Here is a 22,940-nt window from a genome sequence, read left to right on the forward strand (position 1 = left end):
TCAGTCCTTTGCCTTTTCCAGCTGTCCGGTGACGGTCTCGAGAAGCTCGGTCCACGACTTCTCGAACTTCTCCACGCCCTCGTTCTCGAGGGTCAGGAACACGTCGGTGATGTCGATGCCCACGGCGCTCAGCTTGTCGAAGACGGCCTGCGCGTCGGCGCCCTTGCCGGTCACCGTGTCGCCGGTGACGTCGGCGTGGTCCGCCGCGGCGTCGAGGGTCTTCTCCGGCATCGTGTTGACCGTGTCCTTGACGACGAGCTGGTCCACGTAGCGGGTGTCGGAGTACTCAGGGTCCTTCACGCCGGTGGAGGCCCACAGCGGGCGCTGCGCGTTCGCGCCCGCCTCGGCGAGAGCCTTCCAGCGGTCCGAAGCGAAGAGCTCCTCGAACGCCGCGTACGCGAGGCGCGCGTTCGCGATCGCGGCCTCACCGCGCAGCGCGGTGGCGGCGTCGGTGCCGATGGCGCCGAGCCGCTTGTCGATCTCGGTGTCCACACGCGACACGAAGAACGACGCGACCGAGTGGATGCCCTTGAGGTCGTGGCCGTTGGCCTTCGCCTGCTCCAGCCCGGCGAAGTAGGCCTCGATCACCGCCTTGTACCGCTCGACCGAGAAGATCAGCGTGACGTTGACGCTGATGCCCTCGGCCAGGGTCTTGGTGATCGCCGGGATGCCTTCTTCGGTGGCCGGGATCTTGATCAGCACGTTCGGCCGGTCCACGGTCTTCCACAGGTCCTGCGCCTCGGCGACCGTCTTGTCGGTGTCCTTGGCCAGCCGCGGGTCCACCTCGATGGACACCCGGCCGTCGACCCCGTTCGTGGCGGTGTAGACGTCGCGGAACAGGTCCGCGGCGTTGCGCACGTCGGTGGTGGTCAGCTCGCGGATGGTGGCCTCGACGTCGGCGCCGCGGGCGGCGAGCTCGCGGGTCTGCTCGTCGTACGCCTCGCCCTTCGACATCGCGTTGGCGAAGATCGTCGGGTTGGTCGTCACGCCCACGACGTGCTTGTCGCGGATCAGGCCGGCGAGGTTGCCGGTGTTCAGGCGCTCACGGGACAGGTCGTCGAGCCAGATCGACACCCCGGCTTCCGACAGCTGCGCGAGCTTGTCGTTGCTCATGCTTTCGTTCCCCTTCAGTTCTTGGTGTTGGAGATCGAGCGACGGGCGGCCTCGACGACTGCCTCCGCGGTGAAACCGAACTCACGGAACAGTGTGGCGGCGTCGGCCGACGCACCGAAGTGCTCGATCGAAACGTTCACCCCGGCGTCACCCGTGAAGCGGTGCCACGACTGGGCGATACCGGCTTCGACGGAGACGCGTGCCTTGACCGACGGCGGGATGACCGAGTCCTTGTAGGACTGGTCCTGCGCGTCGAACCACTCGACACACGGCATCGAGACGACGCTCGCCGCGATGCCGTCGGCTTCGAGGGTCTTGCGGGCCTCGACGGCCAGCTGGACCTCGGAGCCGGTCGCGATCAGCACGACCTGGGGCTTACCGTCGGACGCCTCCGCGAGGACGTAACCGCCCCGCTTGACGCCTTCGGCGCTGGTGCCCTCCAGGACCGGCACGTTCTGCCTGGTCAGCGCGAGGCCCGACGGGTGGTGGACGTCCTCCAGGACGGCCTTCCACGCGTACGCGGTCTCGTTGGCGTCCGCCGGGCGGACGACGTTGAGGCCGGGGATCGCGCGCAGCGAGGAGAGCTGCTCGATCGGCTGGTGGGTGGGGCCGTCCTCGCCCAGGCCGATCGAGTCGTGCGTCCAGACGTAGGTGACCGGCGCCTTCATCAGCGCGGCCAGCCGCACGGGCGGGCGCATGTAGTCGGAGAAGATCAGGAACGTGGCGCCGTAGGGGCGGGTGCCGCCGTGCAGCGCGATGCCGTTGAGGATCGAGCCCATCGCGTGCTCGCGGATGCCGAAGTGCAGCGTCCGGCCGTACGGGCTGGTCTTCCACATGTCGGTGGAAGCCTTCTCCGGGCCGAACGAGTCGGCCCCCTTCATGGTGGTGTTGTTGCTCTCCGCGAGGTCCGCGGAACCGCCCCACAGCTCGGGCAGCGGGTCGGCGAGCGCGTTGAGCACCTCACCGGAGGCCTTGCGGGTCGCGACGCCCTTGGCGTCCGGCTCCCACTTCGGCAGGTTGTCCGCGAAGCCCTCGGGCAGCGAGCGGGTGGACATCCGGTCCGCGATCTTCTTGCGCTCCGGGTTGGCGGTGCCCCACGCCTCGAACTTCTCCTGCCACTCGGCGCGGGCGGTCTTGCCGCGGTCGACGGCGGCGCGGGTGTGCGCGATGACCTCGTCGTCGACCTGGAAGTCCCGGTCCTTGTCGAAACCGAGGTATTCCTTGACGGCGGCGACCTCTTCGGCGCCCAGCGCGGCGCCGTGGGCCTTGCCGGTGCCCATCTTCTTCGGCGCCGGGTACCCGATGACGGTCTTCAGCGCGATGAACGACGGGCGCTCGGTCTCGGCCTTCGCGGCCTTGATGGCCTCTTCGATCGCGACGACGTCCTCGCCACCCTCGACGACCTGGGTGTGCCACCCGTAGGCCTCGTAGCGCTTCACGACGTCCTCGGACAGCGCGATCTTGGTGTCGTCCTCGATCGAGATCTCGTTGTCGTCCCAGAAGACGATGAGGTTGCCCAGCTCCTGGCGGCCGGCGATCGAGGAGGCCTCGGCGGTGACGCCCTCTTCGATGTCACCGTCGGAGGCGATGACGTAGACGTGGTGGTCGAAGATGCTCTCGCCCTGCGGAGCGTCCGGGTCCAGCAGACCGCGCTCGCGACGGGCCGCCATCGCCATGCCGACCGCGTTGGCCAGGCCCTGGCCGAGCGGCCCGGTGGTGGTCTCGACGCCCTTGGTGTGGCGGTACTCCGGGTGGCCCGGGGTCTTCGAGTCCCACTTGCGGAGCTGCTTCAGGTCTTCCAGCTCCAGGCCGAAGCCGGCGAGGTACAGCTGGATGTAGAGGGTGAGGCTCGAGTGACCGGCGGAGAGGACGAAGCGGTCGCGGGCGGGCCACTCGGGGTCCGCCGGGTCATGACGCAGCGTCCGCTGGAACAGCGTGTAGGCGAGCGGCGCCAGGCTCATCGCGGTGCCGGGGTGACCGCTGCCGCAGTTCTCGACCGCGTCCGCGGCGAGCACCCGCACGGTGTCGACGGCCCGCGTGTCGAGGTCGGTCCAGTCGGCGGGCGTGTTGCGCCGGAGGAGTGGGTTCTTCTCGCTGGTAGAGGCGGTTTCGGACACTGAACTCGAACTCCCCGTCATCAGGTTGTGGCTTCTCTTCCCTCGTGGGTAACCCACGTGTACCGCTACTAATCTCAATCGATCCGGAAGGGACGATATTCCTGCTCCGGGCCGTTCGCAGAGGCACGCCGCGACCTACCGCGGCCAGCCTAATGGTTCGGCCGGTCGAGGACCCGCGATCACCCTCTGGAAACAGCACGTCTAACATCGGGGAAGGGTTCAGAACACTAGGGATCCGGGGCCGCCACATCACCCGGAAGCCTGGTGGGCCCCGCCCCGAAAACTGACGCAGGGAGTGAAATGTCGTTGGTGAACGCTGCGCACGGACGCAGTGACAGCACCAGCGCCGTACATCCGACCGGTGAACGACCGCACGGTGGCCGGCGAACAATCCGCCAGGTCGTCGGCGCGTACGCCGCCCTCGCGAAGCCCAGGGTGATCGAGCTCCTCCTCGTCACCACGATTCCCGCGATGTTCCTGGCGGGACGGGAGATCCCGTCGCCGTGGCTGGTGCTCGCGACGCTCGTGGGCGGCACCATGGCCGCTGGTAGCGCCAACGCCTTGAACTGCGTCATCGACGCGGACATCGACAAGGTGATGAACCGCACCAAACGGCGTCCGCTGGTGAAGGAGTCGGTGCCCCGGCGCGGCGCTCTGATCTTCGGTTTGACGCTCGGGGTCCTGTCGTTCGCCGTGCTCTATTTCACGGTGAACCTGCTCTCGGCGATCCTCGCGATCGCGACGATCCTGTTCTACATCTTCGTCTACACGCTCGTGCTGAAGCGGCGTACGTCACAGAACGTGGTCTGGGGCGGCGCGGCGGGCTGCATGCCGGTCGTCATCGGCTGGGCCGCCGTCACCGGCACCGTCGAATGGCCCGCGTTCGTGATGTTCGGCGTCATCTTCTTCTGGACCCCGCCGCACACCTGGGCGCTGGGCATGAAGTACCGCGACGACTACGAGCGCGCCGGCGTGCCGATGCTGCCGGTGGTCGCCACCCCGCAGCACGTGGCGCGGCAGATCGTCATCTACTCGTGGGTGATGGTCGCGTGGACGCTGCTGCTGGTCCCGGTGACGAGCTGGATCTACACGACGTTCGCGATCCTGGCGGGCGGCTGGTTCCTCTTTTACGCGCACAGCCTGAACGCGGCGGTGCGGCGCGGCGAGGAGACCAAGCCGATGTCGCTGTTCCACCGGTCGAACACGTACCTGATGATCGTGTTCGTCGCGCTGGCCGTGGACTCGGCCATCGGGCTCCCCGCCATCGGCCTGCCTTTCTAGCTTTGTAGCGCGTGAAGGCCCCCTTCCCTCGGCCTTGGTTCTGAGTGACCAGCCGAGGGAAGGGGGCCTTCACGCGTGTCGGGTGGTAGCGCGAGGATCCGCTTGGCTGAGCTGGCTCTAGGTGGAGCATGTCGCGAAAGCCACTTTCGGGACATCAGACGTCGCGAAAGTGGCTTTCGCGACACTGCCGCCGGGTGGTGGCGGAGAGGCGGCCTCGGCACCCGGTGCCTTCCTCCTGGTCCGGGTGAGACAGCGGGAATGAGATGATGACCGGCGCCGTTGTACCTTCTTCGGCCCCTGTCCCACCTCCGAAAGCAGGCTGCTTTTGTCCGTGTCCCCGGACCGGGAACTCGACGCGCTCGAGCGGGATGTCGCGCTCGAGCAGGAGTACGTCACCACCCTCTACCGCAAGCTCGACGCCGAACGCGTCGACGCGCAGCGCAGGCTCGACCAGACGCTGCGCCAGACCGGCGGCACCCCGCAGGCGCGCACCGAACGCGATGTCGCCACGACGCTGTACACCGACCGGCTGTCCCAGCTGAGCTCCGTCGAGCAGGGCCTGTGCTTCGGCCGCCTCGACTTCCTGCCCGGCCACGCCGAGGAGACCACCTACATCGGGCGGCTCGGGCTGTTCGACGAGGACGACGACTACCGCCCGCTGCTCGTCGACTGGCGTGCGCCGGTCGCGCGGCCGTTCTACCTCGCCACCGCCGCTTCACCCGAAGGTGTCCGGCGGCGCCGGCACATCCGGTCGCTGAGCCGGAAGGTCGTCGGCGTCGACGACGAGATCCTCGACCTCTCCGCCGCCGACCAGGGGCAGGACCTCGGTCTCGCGGGGGAGGCGGCGCTGCTGGCCGCGCTCGAACGCCGTCGCACGGGTGAGATGAGCGACATCGTCGCCACCATCCAGGCCGAGCAGGACCGCATCATCCGCGCGTCGCCGAACGGCGTCCTCGTGGTCCAGGGCGGGCCGGGCACCGGCAAGACCGCGGTCGCGCTGCACCGCGCGGCGTACCTGCTCTACACCCACCGCCAGCAGCTCACCACGCGCGGCGTGCTGGTGGTCGGGCCGAACAGCACGTTCCTGCGCTACATCGGGCAGGTCCTGCCGTCGCTGGGCGAGACCGGGGTGCTGCTGGCCACGATGGGGCAGCTGTACCCGGGCCTGGACGCCACCGGGCCGGTCACCCGCGAGGCCGCCGAGATCAAGGGCCGTCCGGTGATGGCCGACGTGCTGGCCAACGCGGTCCGCGACCGCCAGCGCGTGCCGGAACCGGTGCTGGAGATCGAATTCGAGCGCGAGATCCTCATGCTCGACCGCAAGACCTGCACCGAGGCGCGGACACGGGCCCGCCGGTCGCGCCGTCCGCACAACCTCGCCCGCCGCGTCTTCGTGTCCGACCTCCTCGACGCGCTGACCCGCCAGGCCGCCCGGAGACTGGGGGAGGACCTGCTCGACGCGCGCGACGTCCAGGACATCCGGGCCGAGGTCGCCGCGGACAAGAACGTGGCCGCCGCGATCAACGGCCTGTGGCCCCAGCTCACCCCCGAGATCGTGCTCGACGAGCTGTTCGCCGACCGCGAACGGCTGCGCAGCGCGGCGGGGAAAGCCTTGTCGGACACCGATCGCGAGCATCTCCACAGCCCGACGGACGCGAAGTGGAGCCCGTCGGACGTCCCGTTGCTCGACGAGCTCGCCGAGCTGCTCGGCGAGGACGACACCGACGCCCGTGCCGAGCGTGCCCGCCGCGAGCGGGAAGACCGCGCGTACGCGGAAGGCGTGCTCGACATCCTCGAACAGGACGAGGAGATCATCGACGAGGAACTGCTGCGGGTGGGTGACGTCCTCGACGCCGAGCTGTTCGCCGAGCGCCAGCATCGCCGCAGCGAGATGACCGCGGCGCAGCGGGCCGCCCAGGACCGGACCTGGACGTTCGGGCACGTGATCGTCGACGAGGCGCAGGAACTGACCGCGATGGACTGGCGGCTGCTGATGCGCCGGTCGCCGAACCGGTCGATGACGCTGGTCGGCGACGTCGCCCAGACCGGCGCTTCCGGTGGTGCGCGGTCGTGGGGCGGGGTGCTTTCGCCGTACGTCGCCGATCGCTGGCGGCTCGAAGAGCTGACCGTGAACTACCGGACCCCGGCGGAGATCATGGCCGTCGCGGCCCGGGTGCTCGCCGACGTCGACCCGGAGCTGGATGCGCCGGTTTCGGTGCGGGAGACGGGTTTCGAGCCGTGGCTGCGTTCCGTGGACCCCGCGGATCTCGTCGCCGAACTGCCGGGGATCGTCGACGCCGAACTGTCCGCTGTGGACGGTGGGACGGTCGCGGTGCTGTGCCCGGTCCCGATGATCGAGACGCTGTCCGAGGCGCTCGGCGAGGCGGGGGACCGGGTGTCGGTGATGCCGGTCGAGCGGGCGAAGGGCCTGGAGTTCGACTCGGTGGTGCTGGTCGCCCCGGACGAGGTCGTCGCCGGGTCCCCGCGCGGGCTCAACGACCTCTATGTGGCCCTGACCAGGGCGACCCGTCGGATGGGCGTAGTGCAGACCGGTGACCTTGTTCCCGCGCTGGAGGGTCTTGGCTAAGGTCGGCCGCATGCGCACATTCGGCAAGATCGTGGTCATCGGCGCGGGCGTCCTCGCCCTGGCGGCCTGTGGCGAGAAACAGGACACCGCGGGTTCGGTCCAGTCCTCCGGCGCGGCCCCCGCGTCGGCCTCGACGTCGGCTCCGGCCTCGAAGGCCCCGGCAGGCAAGGAGTGCACGGCGGAGGACGTGAAGACCACCGGGAAGTTCGGCGAGGCGCCGACCATCACCATCCCGGACGACTGCGACCCGCCGAAGAAGCTCATCACCAAGGACCTGGAGCCCGGTACCGGTGAGGGCGCCAAGTCCGGCGCCAACCTGAAGATGAACTACTCGCTGGTCACCTGGTCCAACAAGCAGAAGCTGGACAGCTCCTTCGACCGGGGCGAGCCGTTCGACCTGACCCTCGGCGCCGGCATGGTCATCAAGGGCTGGGACCAGGGTCTCGAAGGGATCAAGCAGGGCGCGCGGCGGCTGCTGATCATCCCGCCGGACCTCGGCTACGGCGAGGGTGGCCGCGGCATCGCGCCGAACGAGACCCTGGTGTTCGTCACCGACGCGGTGAGCGTCCCGACCGACAAGGGCTGATGGGGGCTTCCGGCTGGGGAGTCGTCGAGTCGGCCGACTTCGCCGACCCCATCTGGGCCCGCACTAGCGGCTGAAGTCCGTGAAGGACTCCTTGAGGGACCCTGGGTCCCTCAAGGAGTCCTTCACGGACTTCTCTGTCAGCCCGAGTACTCCCAGGTGAGCAGGGTGATCTCCTGTCCCTTCTCGACCTTCGGCTCCGGAGGCGCGTCGGTCAGGGCGTAGCCGACCCGGCGCGCGACGGCCTCGCTCGCCGCGTTCCCCGCGTCGATCTTCAGCCGGAGCGGCCCGAGCCCGAGTTCCAGCGCGTAAGCGGTGAGCACTCGCAGAGACCGCGCCGCGAGATCTTGCCCGCGGTGGGCCGGGCCGACCGCGTAGCCGAGCTCGACGTGGCCCTCTTCCTGCAGGAACACCACCACTTCGCCGAGTGGCTCATCGCCGTCGGTCGTGATGGCGAGCCGCCGTCCCGAGCCGTCCGCGCGGCGGAGCCGGGCCTTTTCCAAATGCCCCTTCGCCGCCACCTCGTCGAACGGCGACGGCAGCGGCGTGAAGCGCGCGACGGCGGGATTGTCGAACAGGCCGGGCAGGAACGCGACGTCGTCTTCGATCCACTCCCGCAGGACGAGACCCTCGCCGGTGAGCCGCAGGTCTTCGGGCCAAGGCGCCGTCACGGGATCAGCAGGAGTTTGCCGGTGGTGCGGCGACCCTGGAGGTCTTCGTGCGCCTGACGGGCATCGGCCAGCGGGTAGCGGCCGCCGATCCGGATGTTCAGCGAGCCGTCCCGCACGGCGGCGAACAGCTCGTTCACCCGCCACTCCAGTTCCTCACGGGTGAGGACGTAGTGCGCGGAGGTCGGGCGGGTGAGGTACACCGAGCCGCTGCGGTTGAGCTGCTGCGGGTCGATCGGCGGCACCGGGCCGCTGGCCGCGCCGTAGAGGGCGAGCAGGCCGCGGATCTTCAGGCTCGCCAGGCTGCCGTCCACAGTGGACTTGCCGACGCCGTCGTAGACCACCTCGACACCCTTGCCGCCGGTGAGGTCGCGGACGGCCTTGGCGAAGTCGACCTGGTCGTAGCGGATGACGTCGTCCGCGCCCGCCTGCTTGGCGAGTTCGGCCTTCTCGTCGGTGGAGACGGTCCCGATCACCCGCGCGCCGCGTGCCTTGGCCAGCTGGACCAGCAGCAGGCCCATCCCGCCCGCGGCGGCGTGGATCAGCACGTCGTCGCCCGCCTTGACCTCATAGGTCGAGGCGATCAACGCGTGCGCGGTGACGCCCTGGAGCATCGTCGCGGCGGCGGTCTCCTCGGTCACGCCGTCCGGGATCTTCACCGCGATCGACGAGGGGAGCAGACGGCGCTGGGCGTAGCTGCCCAGCGAGCCCTGCCAGGCGACCCGGTCGCCGACGGTGAACCCGGTCACGTCCGCGCCGACCGCGGCCACCGTGCCCGCGCCTTCCATGCCCAGGATGAACGGTGTGTCGATCGGGTAGATGCCTTCGCGGTGATAGGTGTCGATGTAGTTGACGCCCGCCGCGGCGACGTCCACGAGCAGTTCCCCGGCGCCGGGCTCGCCCACCTCGACTTGCGCCAGCTCAAGGACTTCGGGACCGCCGGTTCGCCGGATCTGCACTGCCGTGGGCATACGTCCTCCTCGTTCATGGTCGTTCCGACCGGGACAACTATGGCCGACGCCACGGTTATTCCGCGTCCCGGGCCGTTCGCGGTTAAGCTCGGCCCGTGGCTGAGACCGAAGAGAAGACCGAGACCGCCGCCCCCACGTCGCGCCAGGTCGCGGCCGCCCGCGACTTCGTGAAGCGGCACGGGAAGCCGTCGCGCGCGGTGGTGGAGAACATCGGCCGAATCGGCGCCAGGGTCGTGCTCGTGGGCGCCGACGGCGCGCTCGGCGACGTCGTCGTCGCCTCCACGGAGGCGGGTGACGCGCTGGTCGAGGCGGTCGAGGACCTCGAACCCGCCGAATGGGACAGCGAGACCGTGAAGGCCACCAAGATCGGCGCCGAGCACCGCCGCCGGATGGCGGGGAAGTGAGCGGCTCCGCGATCCTCGTCTCCTGCTCCGCGGTGCCGGAAGGCGACGGCGACGAGCACGCCGTCCCCGAGGCGCTGGCCGATCTCGGTTTCCAGACCCGCTGGGCCGCCTGGGACGACAAGACCGTCGACTTCGACGCCGCGGACATCGTCGTACTGCGCGCCGCGTGGGACTACGCCGAGCGCCGTGACGAGTTCCTGTCCTGGGCCGAATCCGTGCCGGCGCTGTCGAATTCGGCCGAGGTCGTGCGCTGGAACACCGACAAGTCCTATCTGGCCGAACTCGGCGACGCCGGGGTCGCGGTCGTGCCGACGACCCTGATCGCGCCGGACGACGACGCCCCGCGCTGGCCCAAGGGCGAGTTCGTGCTGAAGCCCGCGATCGGCGCCGGTTCCAGGGGCGTCGGGAAGTTCTCGGCGGGCGACGACGCCGCGTCGCATCTGAAGGGCCTCCACGACGATGGTCACACGGTGGTGCTGCAGCCGTACCAGTCCAGTGTGGACAGTGAAGGCGAGCAGGCGCTGGTGTTCTTCGGCGGCGTGTACTCGCACGCGTTCTCGAAGGCCGCCATGCTGGGCCGGGAACTCGACGAATCCGGTTTGTGGTTCACGGAGAAGCTCGCCCCGGTGCAGCCTTCCGCCGCGTTCCGCGCCCTGGCCGAAGACGCGCTGGACGCGACGGCGGCGCTGCTCGGCATCCTGCGCGCGGAGCTGCTGTACGCCCGCGTCGACCTCGTCACCGGCCGGGACGGCAAGCCGCTGCTGCTGGAACTGGAGCTCGTCGAGCCTTCGCTCGGCTTCCGGCAGACCGATGCCGCCGCGGCTTGGCGCTTCGCCTCCGCCGTGCGGCAGCAACTCGCCTGACGCGCGCGTGTCATGAGGGGTCCCCTTCGGACACTTTTCGTCCTAAGGGGACCCCTCATGACATCGGCGCGAGAAGGTCAGGCGGGTTTGGCGAGTTTCGCGGCCAAACGCTCAGGCTTCGGCCACCGCACGTCCCGCGCCCACCCGAACTTCTCGAACAGCCAGATCACCCGCGCCGACACGTCGACCTGCCCGCGCAGGACACCGTGCCGCGCGCAGGTCGGGTCGGCGTGGTGGGAGTTGTGCCACGACTCGCCCATGGACAGGATCGCCAGCGGCCAGAAGTTCGCCGCCTTGTCCCGGCTGGCGAACGGGCGTTCCCCGATCAGGTGGCAGATCGAGTTCACCGACCAGCTGACGTGGTGCAGGAACGCGATCCGGACCAGCCCGGCCCAGAAGAACCCGGTCACCACACCCCACCACGACCAGCTGAGCAGTCCGCCGAGCACGGCGGGCAGCGCGAGGCTGAGCGTGATCCACAGCCAGAAGTAGCGGTTCACCACGCGAAGATCCTTGTCCGCCACCAGATCCGGCGCGAAGCGTTCGTAGTTGGTGACGTCGCGGCTGAACATCCAGCCCATGTGCGCGTGCCAGAACCCGCGCAGCAGCGCCGAGGGCGACGTCCCGAACAGCCAGGGGGAGTGCGGGTCGCCTTCGCGGTCGGCGAAAGCGTGGTGACGACGGTGGCTGGCCACCCAGAAGATGACCGAACCCTGCACCGCGAAACTCCCGGCGATGGCGAGCGCGATCCGCAGCGGACGTCCGGCCTTGAAGGCGCCATGGGTGAAGTAGCGGTGGTATCCGACGGTCACCCCGAGCGTCCCGAGCGTGTAGAACACCGCCGCCAGCACGAGATCGACCCAGCTCATGCCCCAGCCCCACACGATCGGCACGGCGGCGAGCAGCGCGACGAACGGGACCAGCAGGAAGGTCTTGAGTATCAGCATCTCGCCGGAGCCCCGGCGGTGTGAGATCAGCGGTTTCGACTGGGATGCCGGGGGAGCGGGATCGGCGCTGGCGGTCATGCGACACCTCGTGTGCCTAGGACTCGGCGGTCACTCCCGGATGGGGGACCGAGGCGCAGCGTAAGGGCATCGTCTGGCGAGCATGCCGCCTGGGGGTTACGTCCGGTTTGCCACGGGGTCAGTTCGAGGTGGCGAGTTCGCGTTCCGGCGCCGTGGCCGAGGGAACGGGACCACGATCGCGGGAACCGCACCAGAGCGCGGCCGTCGAGATGATCACCAGCGCGGAGCCGAGGACGTGGAACGAGACCAGCGCCTCCGGGACACCGAGCGCGTACTGCACCGAGCCCAGGACGCCCTGGGCGAGCGCGATGACCCACACGAGGGTGTACCGCCGCCACAACGCCTTCGGCGTCTCTCCGCGCATCAGCTGGAGCCCGAAGACGGCCAGCACGATCAGGTAGGCCACCAGCAGTCCACCGTGGATCTGGGTGAGCGTCTCGATCGGGGCCTGGAACCGGTGGGTGCCGGGGTCGCCGCCGTGCGGGCCCGCGCCGGTCACGGCGGTTCCCGCCACGAGGACGGCCCACATCGCCACGGCGAGCACGACCAGCGTCTTGCGGCCCGCGTCGGGGATGAGCCAGCGAGCGGGCTCGTCGCCCTCCTTGAAGGCGCGCAGCAGCAGGACCGCGAGCCACACCAGGGGAGTCGAGGCCAGGAAGTGGAGCGCGACGGTCCACCATTCGAGTTTGGCGAGCACCGTGATGCCGCCGACGACGGCCTGCAGCATCACGCCGGCGGGCATCGTCCAGGCCAGTTTCACCAGACGGCGCCGGCTCGGGTGCTCGATCTGCACACGCCACGCGGTGATCACGCAGAGCGCGGCGACGGCGATGACGACGCCGGTCAGCATCCGGTTGCTGAACTCGATCCACTGGGTGAGCGCGTCGAATTCGGGGTGTGCCACCGGGACGATGCTGCCCTCGACGCACTGCGGCCAGGTCGGGCAGCCGAGGCCCGAACCCGTGACGCGGACGACCGATCCGGTGACGCCGATTCCGGCCTGGGCGATCACCGCCGCTATCGCGACCGCTCGCTGGACCGCGAACGAGGGATACGGCAGACGCGCTACAAGGCTCTGGAACGGCACCGTCCGATGCTAGAACGCCCTTCCTGAGAGCCCTCCACCGGCTACGCGGGGTGTGTCGGGGGCCTCAGGTGAGCTTCGTGGTCTTGCTCGCCAGCGCTCCCGCGACGACGCCCCAGCCGACGAGGACCGCGAAGGGGCCCCAGCCGAACGAACCGTCCAGCAGCACCGAGCGCAGACCTTCGGCGAGCGCGCCCGAGGGCAGCAGCTCGACGATCGTCGCGAGCCCGGCCGGCATCGTCGACGGCGCCAGCAGGATGCCGCCGGCGAGCAGCAGCACGAACCAGACGATGTTCGCCAGCGCCAGCACGGCCTCCGCGCGCAAAGCCCCGCCGAGCAGCAGGCCCAGCGCGCCGAACGCGAGCGTGCCGACGATCAGGAACGGGATCGCGCCGAGGATCCCGCCGAGCGACGGCGACCAGCCCAGCAGCGCGGCCACGATCCCGAGGATCACCGCCTGCAAGGCGACGACCACCAGCGCGGCGGCCACCCTGCCCGCGACGAGCAGCCAGCGGGGCAGCGCGGTGGCGGAAAGCCGTTTGAGGACGCCGTATCGCCGGTCGAAGCCCAGCGCGATGGCCTGCCCGGTGAACGCGGACGACATCACCGCCAGCGCCAGGATCCTCGGCGTGATCCAGTCCACTTTGGATGAATCGCCGAGTTGCGACGACGGCAGGATGTCCAGCAGCGACAAGCCGATCAGCAGCGCGAGCGGGATGAGCAGGGTCAGCAGGATCTGCTCGCCGTGGCGCAGGGTCAGGCTCGCCTCGACCTTCGCGTGTGTGCGCAGCATCTTGCCGAGCGAACCGCGGCCGGGCGCCGGGGTGAACGTGCCCGGGGCGAACCGGGGCGTGGGCGTGGTGGTCATGCGCGCAGTTCCCGTCCGGTCAGCTCCAGGAAGACCTCTTCCAGCGTGCGCCTGCCGACCTGCAGTTCCTCGGGCATGACGCCCTGCTGCGCGCACCACGCGGTCACCGTCGACACCACCTGCGGGTCGATCGCGCCCTCGACGAGATACGTCCCCGGCGCCGACTCGTGCACGAGGTGGCCTTCGGGCAGCGCCGCGGCCAGCAGGCCGGTGTCGAGCCGCGTGCGGGCCTTGAACCGCAGCTGCGCGGACTCGCCCGCTTCGACGGTCAGCGACTGCGGGGAGCCTTCGACGACGACCTTGCCGTGGTCCACGATCACGACGGTGTCGGCCAGCGTTTCGGCCTCTTCCATCAGATGCGTGGTGAGCAGCACGCTGACGCCGTCCGCGCGCAGCGCTTCGAGCAGATCCCAGACCAGGCGGCGGGCCTGCGGGTCCATCCCCGCCGTCGGCTCGTCGAGGAAGAGCAGCTCCGGACGCCCGACGAGCGCGCAGGCGAGGGAAAGCCGTTGCTGCTGACCGCCGGAAAGCCGTTTGAACGGCGTCTTCCGCGCTCCCGCGAGACCGAGGATGTCCAGCAGCCAGGCCGGATCGAGCGGATTCGCCGCGCACGCGGCGACCAGTCCGAGCATCTCGTCGGCGCGGACGCCGGGATACGCGCCGCCGCCCTGGGGCATCACGCCGATCCGCGGCCGCAGCGCGGATCCGTCGCGCGACGGATCCATACCCAGGACACGGACTTCACCGCCGTCAGGCCGCAGGAAGCCTTCGCAGATCTCGACGGTGGTGGTCTTGCCGGCCCCGTTCGGGCCGAGCAGCGCGAGCAGGGTGCCGCGGTCCATCCGCAGATCGAGTCCATCGACCGCGGTGGTGGATCCGTAGCGTTTCACCAGCCCGGTGATCTCGACGGCGGGGGCGTTCACGACAGGTCACGATACGGCCTCACGCCGGGACCGGATGCTCCGGGGACGGTCTGGACAGCAGCAGTGGTGAGAGGCGGTGGACGACGAACAGCCCCAGAAGAGTGACGACCCCGGCGGCGACCCACGCGAACGGCAGGACGAAACCGCGGCCCTCGAAGGTGCTTCCCGTCGTCGGCAGCAGGAAGGGCAGGACGGCGGTGACGATCGTCGCGGCGATGCGGAACCGCGAGGTCCCCGCCGCCGCGGCGAGCGGGATGATCGCCCACAACAGGTACCAGGGCTGCAACGCCACGTGCAGCACCATCACCGCGCCCAGCGAGACCCCGAGGCCGATGATCGGCCGGTAGCGCCATTTGAAGCTGTCCCACAGGAACTTGACCGTCACCGCGCCCGCGACGAGATAGCCGAGCGCGCCGAGGATCGGCACCATCGCGTTGGTGTGGTTGCCGAGGCCGAGCGCGATGCCGAGGACGCCGCCGAGCGCCGCGAGTTCCGACGTCGGCGAGATCCACGAGCGGACCAGCCCCGGCGTCCCGAGCGCGCCGACCCAGCCGAAGCCGAGGCCGGTGCCGTAACAGACCGCCACCAGTGCCACGCCGAACAGCAGCGCCATCGGGATCGCCGCGGTGAGCAGGTCCTTGATCCGGCCGTGCCAGCGTCTGGCCACCATCACCGTGAAGAACGGCAGCGCCAGGATCGCGTTGATCTTCACCGCCACACCGAGGGTGATGAGCACCACCCCGAGTCCGATGTAGAGCAGTTCGCCCTTGGCCAGCGGGGGAGGTTCGTCGTTCTTGAACCGCACCGGCATCCGCTGGAGGCCGACCTCCAGCCCGGCCACCATGAGCCCGATCGCCAGCGCGTCGTTGTGGGCGCCCGCGACGAAGTGGAAGATCAGCAGCGGGTTCGCCGCGCCGAGCCACAGCGCGGTGGCGGGCTGCACGCCGAACCGCTTGGCCAGCCGGGGCAGCGCCCAGATGATCAGGATGACGCCGATCAGCGCGAGCCCGCGCTGCAGCAGCACCCCGGTGACGATGTTGCCGCTGCTCAGCGGGGAGAGCCAGCCACCGAGACGCAGCAGGAGCGGGCCGTAGGGCGCCGGGGTCTCGCGCCACATGTTCGAGACACCCGAGGTCAGCGGGTCGGAGACGCCGAGCGCTTCGGCCGGGCCGAGGGAGTACGGGTCCATCCCGCGGGCCACGATCTCGCTCTGCGCGAGATAGCTGTAGACGTCGCGGGAGAACAGCGGCGGGATGAACAGCAGCGGCGCGCACCAGAGCGCGATGGTCCGGGCGAGCTGGCCCTGGGTGGCGAGACGGCGGCGCGCGGGTTGCGCGAACCGGCCGAGCAGCAGCCAGCTGAGCACGATGATCGCCATGCCCGCGAGGCCCATCGCGAGCGAGACCATGGGGATGCGGGTGAACAGCCGCAGGACCGGGATCTCCTGCACCGGGTTGATCACCGGCGCGGCGCCGGCGCCGAGCGAGCCGAGGGCGAGGAACAGGGAACCGACCGCGCCGAACCGGCGGACGACGTTCAGCCCGCGCAGTTCCTTGTCGTCGAGCGGCTCCGGTTCGCGGGGGTGACCGGGTGTCAGGGTCGCCACCGGCCCCGCCGCCAGGTCTGCCGGCGCTGCCCCGTCCGTGTCCCGCCCTGCCGGGTGATCGCCCACTGCCACGCACGAAGGGTAGCGACCGGAGGGAACAGACCGAGCGGGTATGCGGTTACCCCGGTGATCGCACCGGCCGACGTGACCCACGCCACTCCGTGAGGCACCCCTCTTTGCCGTCTCCCCGGAAATACGTCACACTTGTGTTGTGAAAAAGACGGGGACGCGGGACGAGGCCGGTGGCGACATGCCCCGCGCCGAGGTCCAGCCTGTCCCCGCGCAGGTCGGCCCCGAGGGCCGGACCAGGCACGAAGTGGCCCGCTTGCTGCTGGAACAGGGTCCGATGACCGCCGTCGAGGTGGCCGACCAGCTGGGCATCAGCGCCGCCGCCGTCCGCCGTCACCTCGACGCGCTGCTCGCCGACGGCGAGGCCGAAACCCGGGACGCGCCCCGCCGCGGACCTCGCGGCCGAGGCCGTCCCGCCAAGAACTTCCTGCTCACCGAAGCCGGCCGCGCCCGGTTCGGGCACGCCTACGACGACCTCGCGTCCTCGGCCATCCGCTTCCTCGCCGAACACGCCGGGGAAGACGCCGTGAAGGCGTTCGCGGAGGCCCGGGTCGCCTCGCTGGTCGGCCCGCATCAGGACGCGATCACCAAGCACACCGACCCGGCCACCCGTGCCGAGGCCCTCGCTGCGGCGCTGACCAGGGAGGGTTACGCTGCGTCGACCCGTCAGGTCGGTGTCGGCGAACAGCTCTGCCAGCACCATTGCCCGGTCGCCCACGTCGCCGCCGAGTTCCCCCAGTTGTGTGAAGCCGAGACAGAGGCTTTCGCGGAACTTCTGGGTACTCACGTGCAGCGGCTGGCGACCATCGCACGCGGTGACAACGTGTGCACCACCCACGTACCCGTCGTTTCGGCGGGTCACCCGGCCACACCCGCGCCGGGAAGCACGGCGCCCTCCCCTGGGCGCACAGCACGGATCCCGAATGGAGGGAAACCCGCATGACTGCCGCTGCCGAGCAGCGCACTCCCACCACCGCGCCCATGAGCCAGGAAGAGACCATCGAGTCCCTTGGCAAGTACGCGTTCGGCTGGGCGGACTCCGACGAGGCGGGCGCCAGCGCCCGCCGAGGACTGAACGAGGACGTCGTCACCGACATCTCCTCGAAGAAGTCCGAGCCGGAGTGGATGCGCGAAGCGCGACTGAAGGCGCTCAAGCTCTTCGACTTGAAGCCGATGCCCAACTGGGGTGCGGACCTCTCCGGGATCGACTTCGACAACATCAAGTACTTCGTGCGGTCCACGGAGAAGCAGGCCACTTCCTGGGAAGACCTGCCCGAGGACATCAAGAACACGTACGACAAGCTGGGCATCCCCGAGGCGGAGAAGCAGCGCCTCGTCGCCGGTGTCGCCGCGCAGTACGAGTCCGAGGTCGTCTACCACCAGATCCGCGAGGACCTGGAGGAGCAGGGCGTCCTGTTCCTGGACACCGACACCGCGCTCAAGGAGCACCCGGAGATCTTCCAGGAGTACTTCGGCTCCGTGATCCCGGCCGGGGACAACAAGTTCTCCGCGCTGAACACCGCGGTGTGGTCCGGCGGCTCGTTCATCTACGTCCCCAAGGGCGTCAAGGTGGACATCCCGCTGCAGGCCTACTTCCGGATCAACACCGAGAACATGGGTCAGTTCGAGCGGACCCTGATCATCGTCGACGAAGACGCCTACGTGCACTACGTCGAGGGTTGCACCGCGCCGATCTACCAGTCCGACTCGCTGCACTCGGCGGTCGTGGAGATCATCGTGAAGAAGGGCGCCCGCTGCCGCTACACGACCATCCAGAACTGGTCGAACAACGTCTACAACCTGGTCACCAAGCGCGCCAAGTGCGAAGAGGGCGCGACCATGGAGTGGATCGACGGCAACATCGGGTCCAAGGTCACGATGAAGTACCCGTCCGTGTTCCTCATGGGCGAGCACGCCAAGGGCGAGGTCCTCTCGGTCGCTTTCGCGGGCGAGGGCCAGCACCAGGACGCCGGCGCGAAGATGGAGCACCTGGCGCCGCACACCTCCTCGACCATCGTGTCGAAGTCGGTGGCGCGCGGCGGTGGCCGCACCTCCTACCGAGGCCTGGTCAAGGTCGCGAAGCGGGCGCACCACTCGCGCTCCAGCGTGGTCTGTGACGCGCTGCTGGTCGACACGATCTCGCGGTCGGACACGTACCCGTACGTCGACATCCGCAACGACGAGGTGTCGATGGGCCACGAGGCGACGGTCTCGAAGGTCAGCGAAGACCAGATGTTCTACCTCATGTCGCGCGGTCTCGACGAGGCCGAGGCCATGGCGATGATCGTGCGCGGGTTCGTCGAGCCCATCGCGCGTGAGCTGCCGATGGAGTACGCGCTCGAGCTGAACCGCCTGATCGAGCTTCAGATGGAAGGGTCCGTCGGCTAGTCATGTCGGTTACCGAGAACAACGTTTCCGAAGCGATGCGCGAGGGCGTGGTCATCCCGGCCACGTCCCGCGCGGAGCGCTTCACCTCCTACGACGTCGAGGCCTTCGAGGTCCCCGGCGGCCGTGAGGAGAACTGGCGTTTCACGCCGATGAAGCGGCTGCGCGGCCTGCACGACGGGTCCGCCACCGCTTCGGGTTCGGCCACCGTGGACGCCGACGCCGCCCCTGAACTGAAGATCGAGACGGTCGGCCGGGACGACGAGCGCCTCGGCGCCGCGGGTGTCCCGAGCGACCGGATCGCCGCGCAGGCCTACTCCTCGTTCACCGAGGCCACCGTCATCACGGTGCCCAAGGAGACGAAGACGTCCAAGCCGTCGACGGTGAAGATCACCGGCCCCGGCGAGGGCAAGGTCGCCTACGGGCACGTGCAGGTCCGCGCCGAGCAGTTCTCCGAAGCGGTCATCGTCCTCGACCACGTCGGCTCCGGCACCTACGCCGACAACGTCGAGTTCGTCATCGGCGATTCGGCGAACGTGACCGTGGTCAGCGTCCAGGACTGGGCCGACGACGCGGCGCACGTCTCCGAGCAGCACCTCAAGCTCGGCCGCGACGCCACGCTCAAGCACATCGTCATCACCCTGGGCGGTGACCTGGTCCGCGTCTCGCCGACGGCGACCTTCGCCGACAAGGGCGGCGACGTCGAGATGCTCGGCCTGTACTTCGCGGACGAAGGGCAGCACCAGGAGCACCGGCTCTTCGTCGACCACGCGGTGCCGAACTGCAAGTCGCGGGTGATGTACAAGGGCGCGCTGCAGGGCGACGGCGCGCACACCGTGTGGGTCGGCGACGTGCTGATCCGGGCGGCCGCCGAGGCCACCGACACCTACGAGCTCAACCGCAACCTGGTGCTGACGCCGGGCGCGCGGGCGGACTCGATCCCGAACCTGGAGATCGAGACCGGCGAGATCGAAGGCGCCGGCCACGCGAGCGCGACGGGAAGGTTCGACGACGAGCAGTTGTTCTACCTCCAGTCGCGCGGAATCGGCGAGGACGCCGCGCGGCGCCTGGTCGTACGCGGGTTCTTCCACGAGATCCTGGTCAAGATCGGCGTTCCCGAGGTGCGCGAGCGTCTCGAGGCCGCGATCGAAGCCGAGCTCGAAGCCGTGGGCGTCTAAGCCCTCGTCCGTCCACATCAGACTTTAGGAAAGAAATGCCTACGCTGGAAATCAAGGATCTGCACGCCTCGGTCACGACCGAGGAGGGCCCCAAGGAGATCCTCAAGGGCGTCAACCTGACCATCAAGTCGGGCGAGACCCACGCGATCATGGGCCCCAACGGTTCGGGTAAGTCCACGCTGTCCTACGCCATCGCCGGTCACCCCAAGTACGAAGTCACCTCCGGGCAGGTCCTGCTCGACGGTGAGGACGTGCTGGAGATGAGCGTCGACGAGCGCGCCCGCGCGGGCCTGTTCCTCGCCATGCAGTACCCGGTCGAGGTGCCGGGCGTGTCCATGTCCAACTTCCTCCGCACCGCGGCCACCGCGGTCCGTGGCGAGGCCCCCAAGCTGCGCCACTGGGTCAAGGAGGTCAAGGAGGAGATGGGCAAGCTGGAGATCTCGTCCGAGTTCGCCGAGCGTTCGGTGAACGAGGGCTTCTCCGGCGGCGAGAAGAAGCGCCACGAGATCCTGCAGCTGGCGCTGCTCAAGCCGAAGATCGCCATCCTCGACGAGACCGACTCGGGCCTCGACGTCGACGCGCTGCGCGTCGTGTCCGAGGGCGTCAACGAGTTCAAGGCCAACAACGAGGCCGGCGTCATGCTGATCACGCACTACACGCGGATCCTGCGGCACATCACGCCCGACTTCGTGCACGTCTTCGCCGGCGGCAAGATCGTCGAGTCCGGCGGCCGTGAGCTCGCGGACGAGCTGGAGGAGAACGGGTACGTCAAGTACACCGGCTCCGCCGAGACCGCCGCTGTCTGATCACTGATCTCACGACTACACCGAGAGGAGTTGGCCCGATGACCACCACCACGGCTAACTCTGCTGTACCGCTGGACGTAGCGGCCATCAGGGCCGACTTCCCGATCCTGACCCGCACGGTGCGGGACGGGAAACCCTTGGTGTATCTGGATTCCGGTGCGACGTCCCAGAAACCGGCGCAGGTGCTCGAAGCCGAGCGCCGGTTCCTGGAGACCTCGAACGCCGCGGTGCACCGCGGCGCGCACCAGCTCGCCGAGGAGGCGACCGACGCCTACGAATCCGCCCGCGTGCGGATCGCGGAGTTCGTCGGCGCCTCCCCGCACGAGCTGGTGTTCACCAAGAACGCCACCGAGGGCATCAACCTCGTCGCCTACGCGATGAGCAACGCCGCCACGGCCGGTCCCGGGGCCGAGCGGTTCAAGATCGGTCCCGGCGACGAGATCGTCATCACCGAGATGGAGCACCACGCGAACCTGGTGCCGTGGCAGCAGCTCTGCCAGCGCACCGGCGCGACGCTGAAGTGGTTCTCCGTCACCGCGGACGGCCGTCTCGATCTGTCCACTGTGGATGAGCTGATCACCGAGCGGACCAAGGTGCTCGCGTTCACGCACCAGTCCAACGTGCTCGGCACGATCAACCCGGTCGAGTTCCTGGTGAAGAAGGCCCGCAAGGTCGGCGCGCTGGTCGTGCTGGACGCCTGCCAGTCGGTGCCGCACTTCCCCGTGGACCTCCACGCGCTGGACGTCGACTTCGCCGCTTTCGCCGGGCACAAGATGGTCGGCCCGTACGGCATCGGTGTCCTGTACGGCCGCCGCGAGCTGCTCGAAGCGATGCCGCCGTTCCTGACCGGCGGCTCGATGATCGAGCTGGTCCGCATGGAGCAGACCACGTTCGCCGCGCCGCCGCAGCGGTTCGAGGCGGGCACCCCGATGACGTCGCAGGCCGTCGGCCTCGGCGCGGCCGCCGACTACCTGTCGGCGATCGGCATGGACCGCGTCGCCGCGCACGAGCACGTCCTCACCGAGGCCGCGCTGGCCGGGCTCGGCGAGATCCCGGGCGTGCGGATCATCGGCCCCACCGACATGGCCGACCGCGGCGGGCTGGTGTCGTTCGTCATCGACGGCGTCCACCCGCACGACTCGGGCCAGGTGCTGGACAGCCTCGGCGTCGCCGTCCGCGTCGGGCACCACTGCGCGTGGCCGCTGCACCGGGCCTGCTCGGTCCCGGCGACCGTGCGCGCTTCGTTCTACCTCTACAACACACTGTCCGAAGTGGACGCGCTGGTGAACGGTGTGCGCGAGGCGCAGAAGTTCTTCGGGGTGGCCTGATGAACCTCGAAAGCATGTACCAGGAGATCATCCTGGACCACTACAAGAACCCGCACGGCCGTGGCCTGCGTGACCCGTTCGACGCCGAGTCGTTCCAGGTCAACCCGACCTGTGGCGACGAGGTGACACTGCGGGTGAAGGTCGACGACGGGAAGGTCGCCGACGTCTCCTACGAGGGGCAAGGCTGCTCGATCAGCCAGGCTTCCACGTCGGTCTTGACGGATCTCGTCGTCGGGCACACCGTGGAGGAGGCGTTCACCACCATGGACGCCTTCGTCGAGCTGATGCAGGGCAAGGGTCAGATCGAGCCGGACGAGGAAGTGCTGGAGGACGGCATCGCCTTCGCCGGCGTGGCCAAGTACCCGGCCCGCGTGAAATGCGCCCTGCTCGGATGGATGGCGTTCAAGGACGCCGTCGCCCGCACGACCAACGGAGTTGAGACGGCATGACCGAACAGCAGACCGAAACCCGCGAGGGGCGCACGGCCGCCGACCTCGACGCCGAGACCGCCGCCGCCCCGGACGCCGCCGACGTGGCCAAGGTGGAGGACGTCGAAGAGGCGATGCGCGACGTCGTCGACCCCGAACTCGGCATCAACGTCGTCGACCTCGGGCTCGTCTACGGCATTCACGTCGAGCCGGACAACACGGCCACCATCGACATGACCCTGACATCCGCGGCCTGCCCGCTGACCGACGTCATCGAGGACCAGACCGGTGCCGCGCTCGTCGGCGGGGGAACGGGACTGGTCAAGGACTTCCGGATCAACTGGGTCTGGATGCCGCCGTGGGGCCCGGAGAAGATCACCGAGGACGGCCGCGAGCAGCTGCGCGCCCTCGGCTTCACCGTCTGACGCCCGCTTGGCGACGTGGAGCGTATAACGACCTATACGGCGTCGCTCATAGGGGTAGTTCCGGTTCGCGTGTCGTCCATCCAGACACGCGTGTCGTCCGCCGGATCACGCGTGTCGTCCGGTCAAGCACGTGAGGCCTCATGTCGTGAAGGGTGGGGTGTTTTATTGTGTGGGCGGGTCTGGGTCGGTCCAGATCGGCGTTTTTGGGGGGGGAGGGCGTTTTGCTTG

At 69.2% G+C, this 22,940-nt stretch carries 21 protein-coding genes; 12 read left to right on the forward strand and 9 right to left on the reverse strand.

Annotation, left to right across the window (positions count from 1 at the left end; all coding sequences use genetic code 11):
• Window positions 1-1,113 (reverse strand): transaldolase, encoded by a 1,113-nt coding sequence (tal, locus tag AB0N89_RS27495; RefSeq protein ID WP_364209794.1) that lies wholly within the window; start codon window positions 1,111-1,113, stop codon window positions 1-3.
• Window positions 1,114-1,127: 14 nt separating this feature from the next.
• Window positions 1,128-3,230, reverse strand: coding sequence for a transketolase (tkt, locus tag AB0N89_RS27500; protein WP_364209797.1), 2,103 nt, complete (start codon window positions 3,228-3,230; stop codon window positions 1,128-1,130).
• A 300-nt stretch (window positions 3,231-3,530) separates the two neighbouring features.
• On the opposite strand from tkt, the gene AB0N89_RS27505 reads away from it, so the two are divergent.
• From AB0N89_RS27505 to AB0N89_RS27515, 3 genes are all read left to right on the forward strand, one after another.
• Window positions 3,531-4,511 carry a heme o synthase gene (locus tag AB0N89_RS27505; protein ID WP_364209800.1) on the forward strand — a complete coding sequence of 327 codons (981 nt, stop codon included), beginning with the start codon at window positions 3,531-3,533 and terminating at the stop codon, window positions 4,509-4,511.
• Between the two features lie 331 nt (window positions 4,512-4,842).
• Window positions 4,843-7,098, forward strand: a complete 2,256-nt coding sequence (locus AB0N89_RS27510) for a UvrD-helicase domain-containing protein (protein WP_364209857.1) — start codon at window positions 4,843-4,845, stop codon at window positions 7,096-7,098.
• Window positions 7,099-7,108: 10 nt separating this feature from the next.
• Window positions 7,109-7,684: an FKBP-type peptidyl-prolyl cis-trans isomerase gene (locus AB0N89_RS27515; protein WP_364209803.1), complete on the forward strand. Its 576-nt coding sequence runs from the start codon at window positions 7,109-7,111 to the stop codon at window positions 7,682-7,684.
• Window positions 7,685-7,821: 137 nt separating this feature from the next.
• On the opposite strand, the gene AB0N89_RS27520 is transcribed toward AB0N89_RS27515, so the two are convergent.
• Together AB0N89_RS27520 and AB0N89_RS27525 are read right to left on the reverse strand one after the other, a co-directional pair.
• Entirely contained in the window at window positions 7,822-8,352 is a 531-nt protein-coding gene (locus AB0N89_RS27520) for a GNAT family N-acetyltransferase (RefSeq protein ID WP_364209806.1), read from the reverse strand.
• Window positions 8,349-9,320 (reverse strand): quinone oxidoreductase, encoded by a 972-nt coding sequence (locus AB0N89_RS27525; RefSeq protein WP_364209809.1) that lies wholly within the window; start codon window positions 9,318-9,320, stop codon window positions 8,349-8,351. The genes AB0N89_RS27520 and AB0N89_RS27525 overlap by 4 nt, the downstream gene beginning before the upstream one ends.
• 95 nt (window positions 9,321-9,415) lie before the next feature.
• Between AB0N89_RS27525 and AB0N89_RS27530 the strand changes: the two genes are divergently transcribed.
• Both AB0N89_RS27530 and AB0N89_RS27535 read left to right on the forward strand, forming a co-directional pair.
• On the forward strand, window positions 9,416-9,724 hold the full coding sequence (locus AB0N89_RS27530; RefSeq protein WP_005152245.1) for a hypothetical protein: 309 nt from the start codon (window positions 9,416-9,418) through the stop codon (window positions 9,722-9,724).
• A complete protein-coding gene (locus AB0N89_RS27535) occupies window positions 9,721-10,587 on the forward strand; it encodes a hypothetical protein (RefSeq protein WP_364209812.1) in 867 nt (288 codons plus the stop codon). The genes AB0N89_RS27530 and AB0N89_RS27535 overlap by 4 nt, the downstream gene beginning before the upstream one ends.
• Window positions 10,588-10,664: 77 nt before the next feature.
• Here the strand turns inward: AB0N89_RS27535 and AB0N89_RS27540 are convergent, their stop codons facing one another.
• The 5 genes from AB0N89_RS27540 to mptB all read right to left on the reverse strand — a co-directional run bounded on the left by AB0N89_RS27540 (window position 10,665) and on the right by mptB (window position 16,093).
• Complete coding sequence (locus AB0N89_RS27540; protein ID WP_364209815.1) at window positions 10,665-11,612, reverse strand: acyl-CoA desaturase; 948 nt, start codon at window positions 11,610-11,612, stop codon at window positions 10,665-10,667.
• A 118-nt stretch (window positions 11,613-11,730) separates the two neighbouring features.
• The gene (locus AB0N89_RS27545) at window positions 11,731-12,699 is read right to left on the reverse strand and encodes a COX15/CtaA family protein (protein WP_364209818.1); all 969 of its coding nucleotides are present in this window, start codon (window positions 12,697-12,699) and stop codon (window positions 11,731-11,733) included.
• A gap of 64 nt (window positions 12,700-12,763) precedes the next feature.
• Window positions 12,764-13,564, reverse strand: coding sequence for an ABC transporter permease (locus AB0N89_RS27550; protein WP_364209821.1), 801 nt, complete (start codon window positions 13,562-13,564; stop codon window positions 12,764-12,766).
• Window positions 13,561-14,487 (reverse strand): ABC transporter ATP-binding protein, encoded by a 927-nt coding sequence (locus AB0N89_RS27555; protein ID WP_364209824.1) that lies wholly within the window; start codon window positions 14,485-14,487, stop codon window positions 13,561-13,563. The genes AB0N89_RS27550 and AB0N89_RS27555 overlap by 4 nt, the downstream gene beginning before the upstream one ends.
• 19 nt (window positions 14,488-14,506) lie before the next feature.
• Window positions 14,507-16,093 (reverse strand): polyprenol phosphomannose-dependent alpha 1,6 mannosyltransferase MptB, encoded by a 1,587-nt coding sequence (gene mptB, locus AB0N89_RS27560; RefSeq protein WP_364209860.1) that lies wholly within the window; start codon window positions 16,091-16,093, stop codon window positions 14,507-14,509.
• A gap of 250 nt (window positions 16,094-16,343) precedes the next feature.
• Here mptB and AB0N89_RS27565 point away from each other — a divergent pair, with 250 nt between their 5' ends.
• From AB0N89_RS27565 to AB0N89_RS27595, 7 genes are read left to right on the forward strand one after another with little or no spacing between them, the layout of a single operon-like run.
• Window positions 16,344-17,105 (forward strand): helix-turn-helix domain-containing protein, encoded by a 762-nt coding sequence (locus tag AB0N89_RS27565; RefSeq protein ID WP_364209863.1) that lies wholly within the window; start codon window positions 16,344-16,346, stop codon window positions 17,103-17,105.
• Window positions 17,102-18,550 carry a Fe-S cluster assembly protein SufB gene (gene sufB, locus AB0N89_RS27570; RefSeq protein ID WP_364209827.1) on the forward strand — a complete coding sequence of 483 codons (1,449 nt, stop codon included), beginning with the start codon at window positions 17,102-17,104 and terminating at the stop codon, window positions 18,548-18,550. Before AB0N89_RS27565 ends, sufB begins: the two co-directional genes overlap by 4 nt.
• A gap of 2 nt (window positions 18,551-18,552) precedes the next feature.
• On the forward strand, window positions 18,553-19,725 hold the full coding sequence (gene sufD, locus AB0N89_RS27575) for a Fe-S cluster assembly protein SufD (RefSeq protein ID WP_364209830.1): 1,173 nt from the start codon (window positions 18,553-18,555) through the stop codon (window positions 19,723-19,725).
• Window positions 19,726-19,760: 35 nt separating this feature from the next.
• Window positions 19,761-20,531: a Fe-S cluster assembly ATPase SufC gene (gene sufC / locus AB0N89_RS27580; protein ID WP_364209833.1), complete on the forward strand. Its 771-nt coding sequence runs from the start codon at window positions 19,761-19,763 to the stop codon at window positions 20,529-20,531.
• Window positions 20,532-20,569: 38 nt separating this feature from the next.
• Window positions 20,570-21,859, forward strand: a complete 1,290-nt coding sequence (locus AB0N89_RS27585) for a cysteine desulfurase (RefSeq protein ID WP_364209836.1) — start codon at window positions 20,570-20,572, stop codon at window positions 21,857-21,859.
• The gene (sufU, locus tag AB0N89_RS27590; RefSeq protein ID WP_364209839.1) at window positions 21,859-22,308 is read left to right on the forward strand and encodes a Fe-S cluster assembly sulfur transfer protein SufU; all 450 of its coding nucleotides are present in this window, start codon (window positions 21,859-21,861) and stop codon (window positions 22,306-22,308) included. The genes AB0N89_RS27585 and sufU overlap by 1 nt, the downstream gene beginning before the upstream one ends.
• A complete protein-coding gene (locus AB0N89_RS27595) occupies window positions 22,305-22,712 on the forward strand; it encodes a metal-sulfur cluster assembly factor (protein ID WP_364209841.1) in 408 nt (135 codons plus the stop codon). The genes sufU and AB0N89_RS27595 overlap by 4 nt, the downstream gene beginning before the upstream one ends.
• The last annotated feature ends 228 nt before the right edge of the window (window positions 22,713-22,940 follow it).

This window comes from Amycolatopsis sp. NPDC089917 (genome assembly GCF_040684635.1).
Classification (GTDB): domain Bacteria; phylum Actinomycetota; class Actinomycetes; order Mycobacteriales; family Pseudonocardiaceae; genus Amycolatopsis.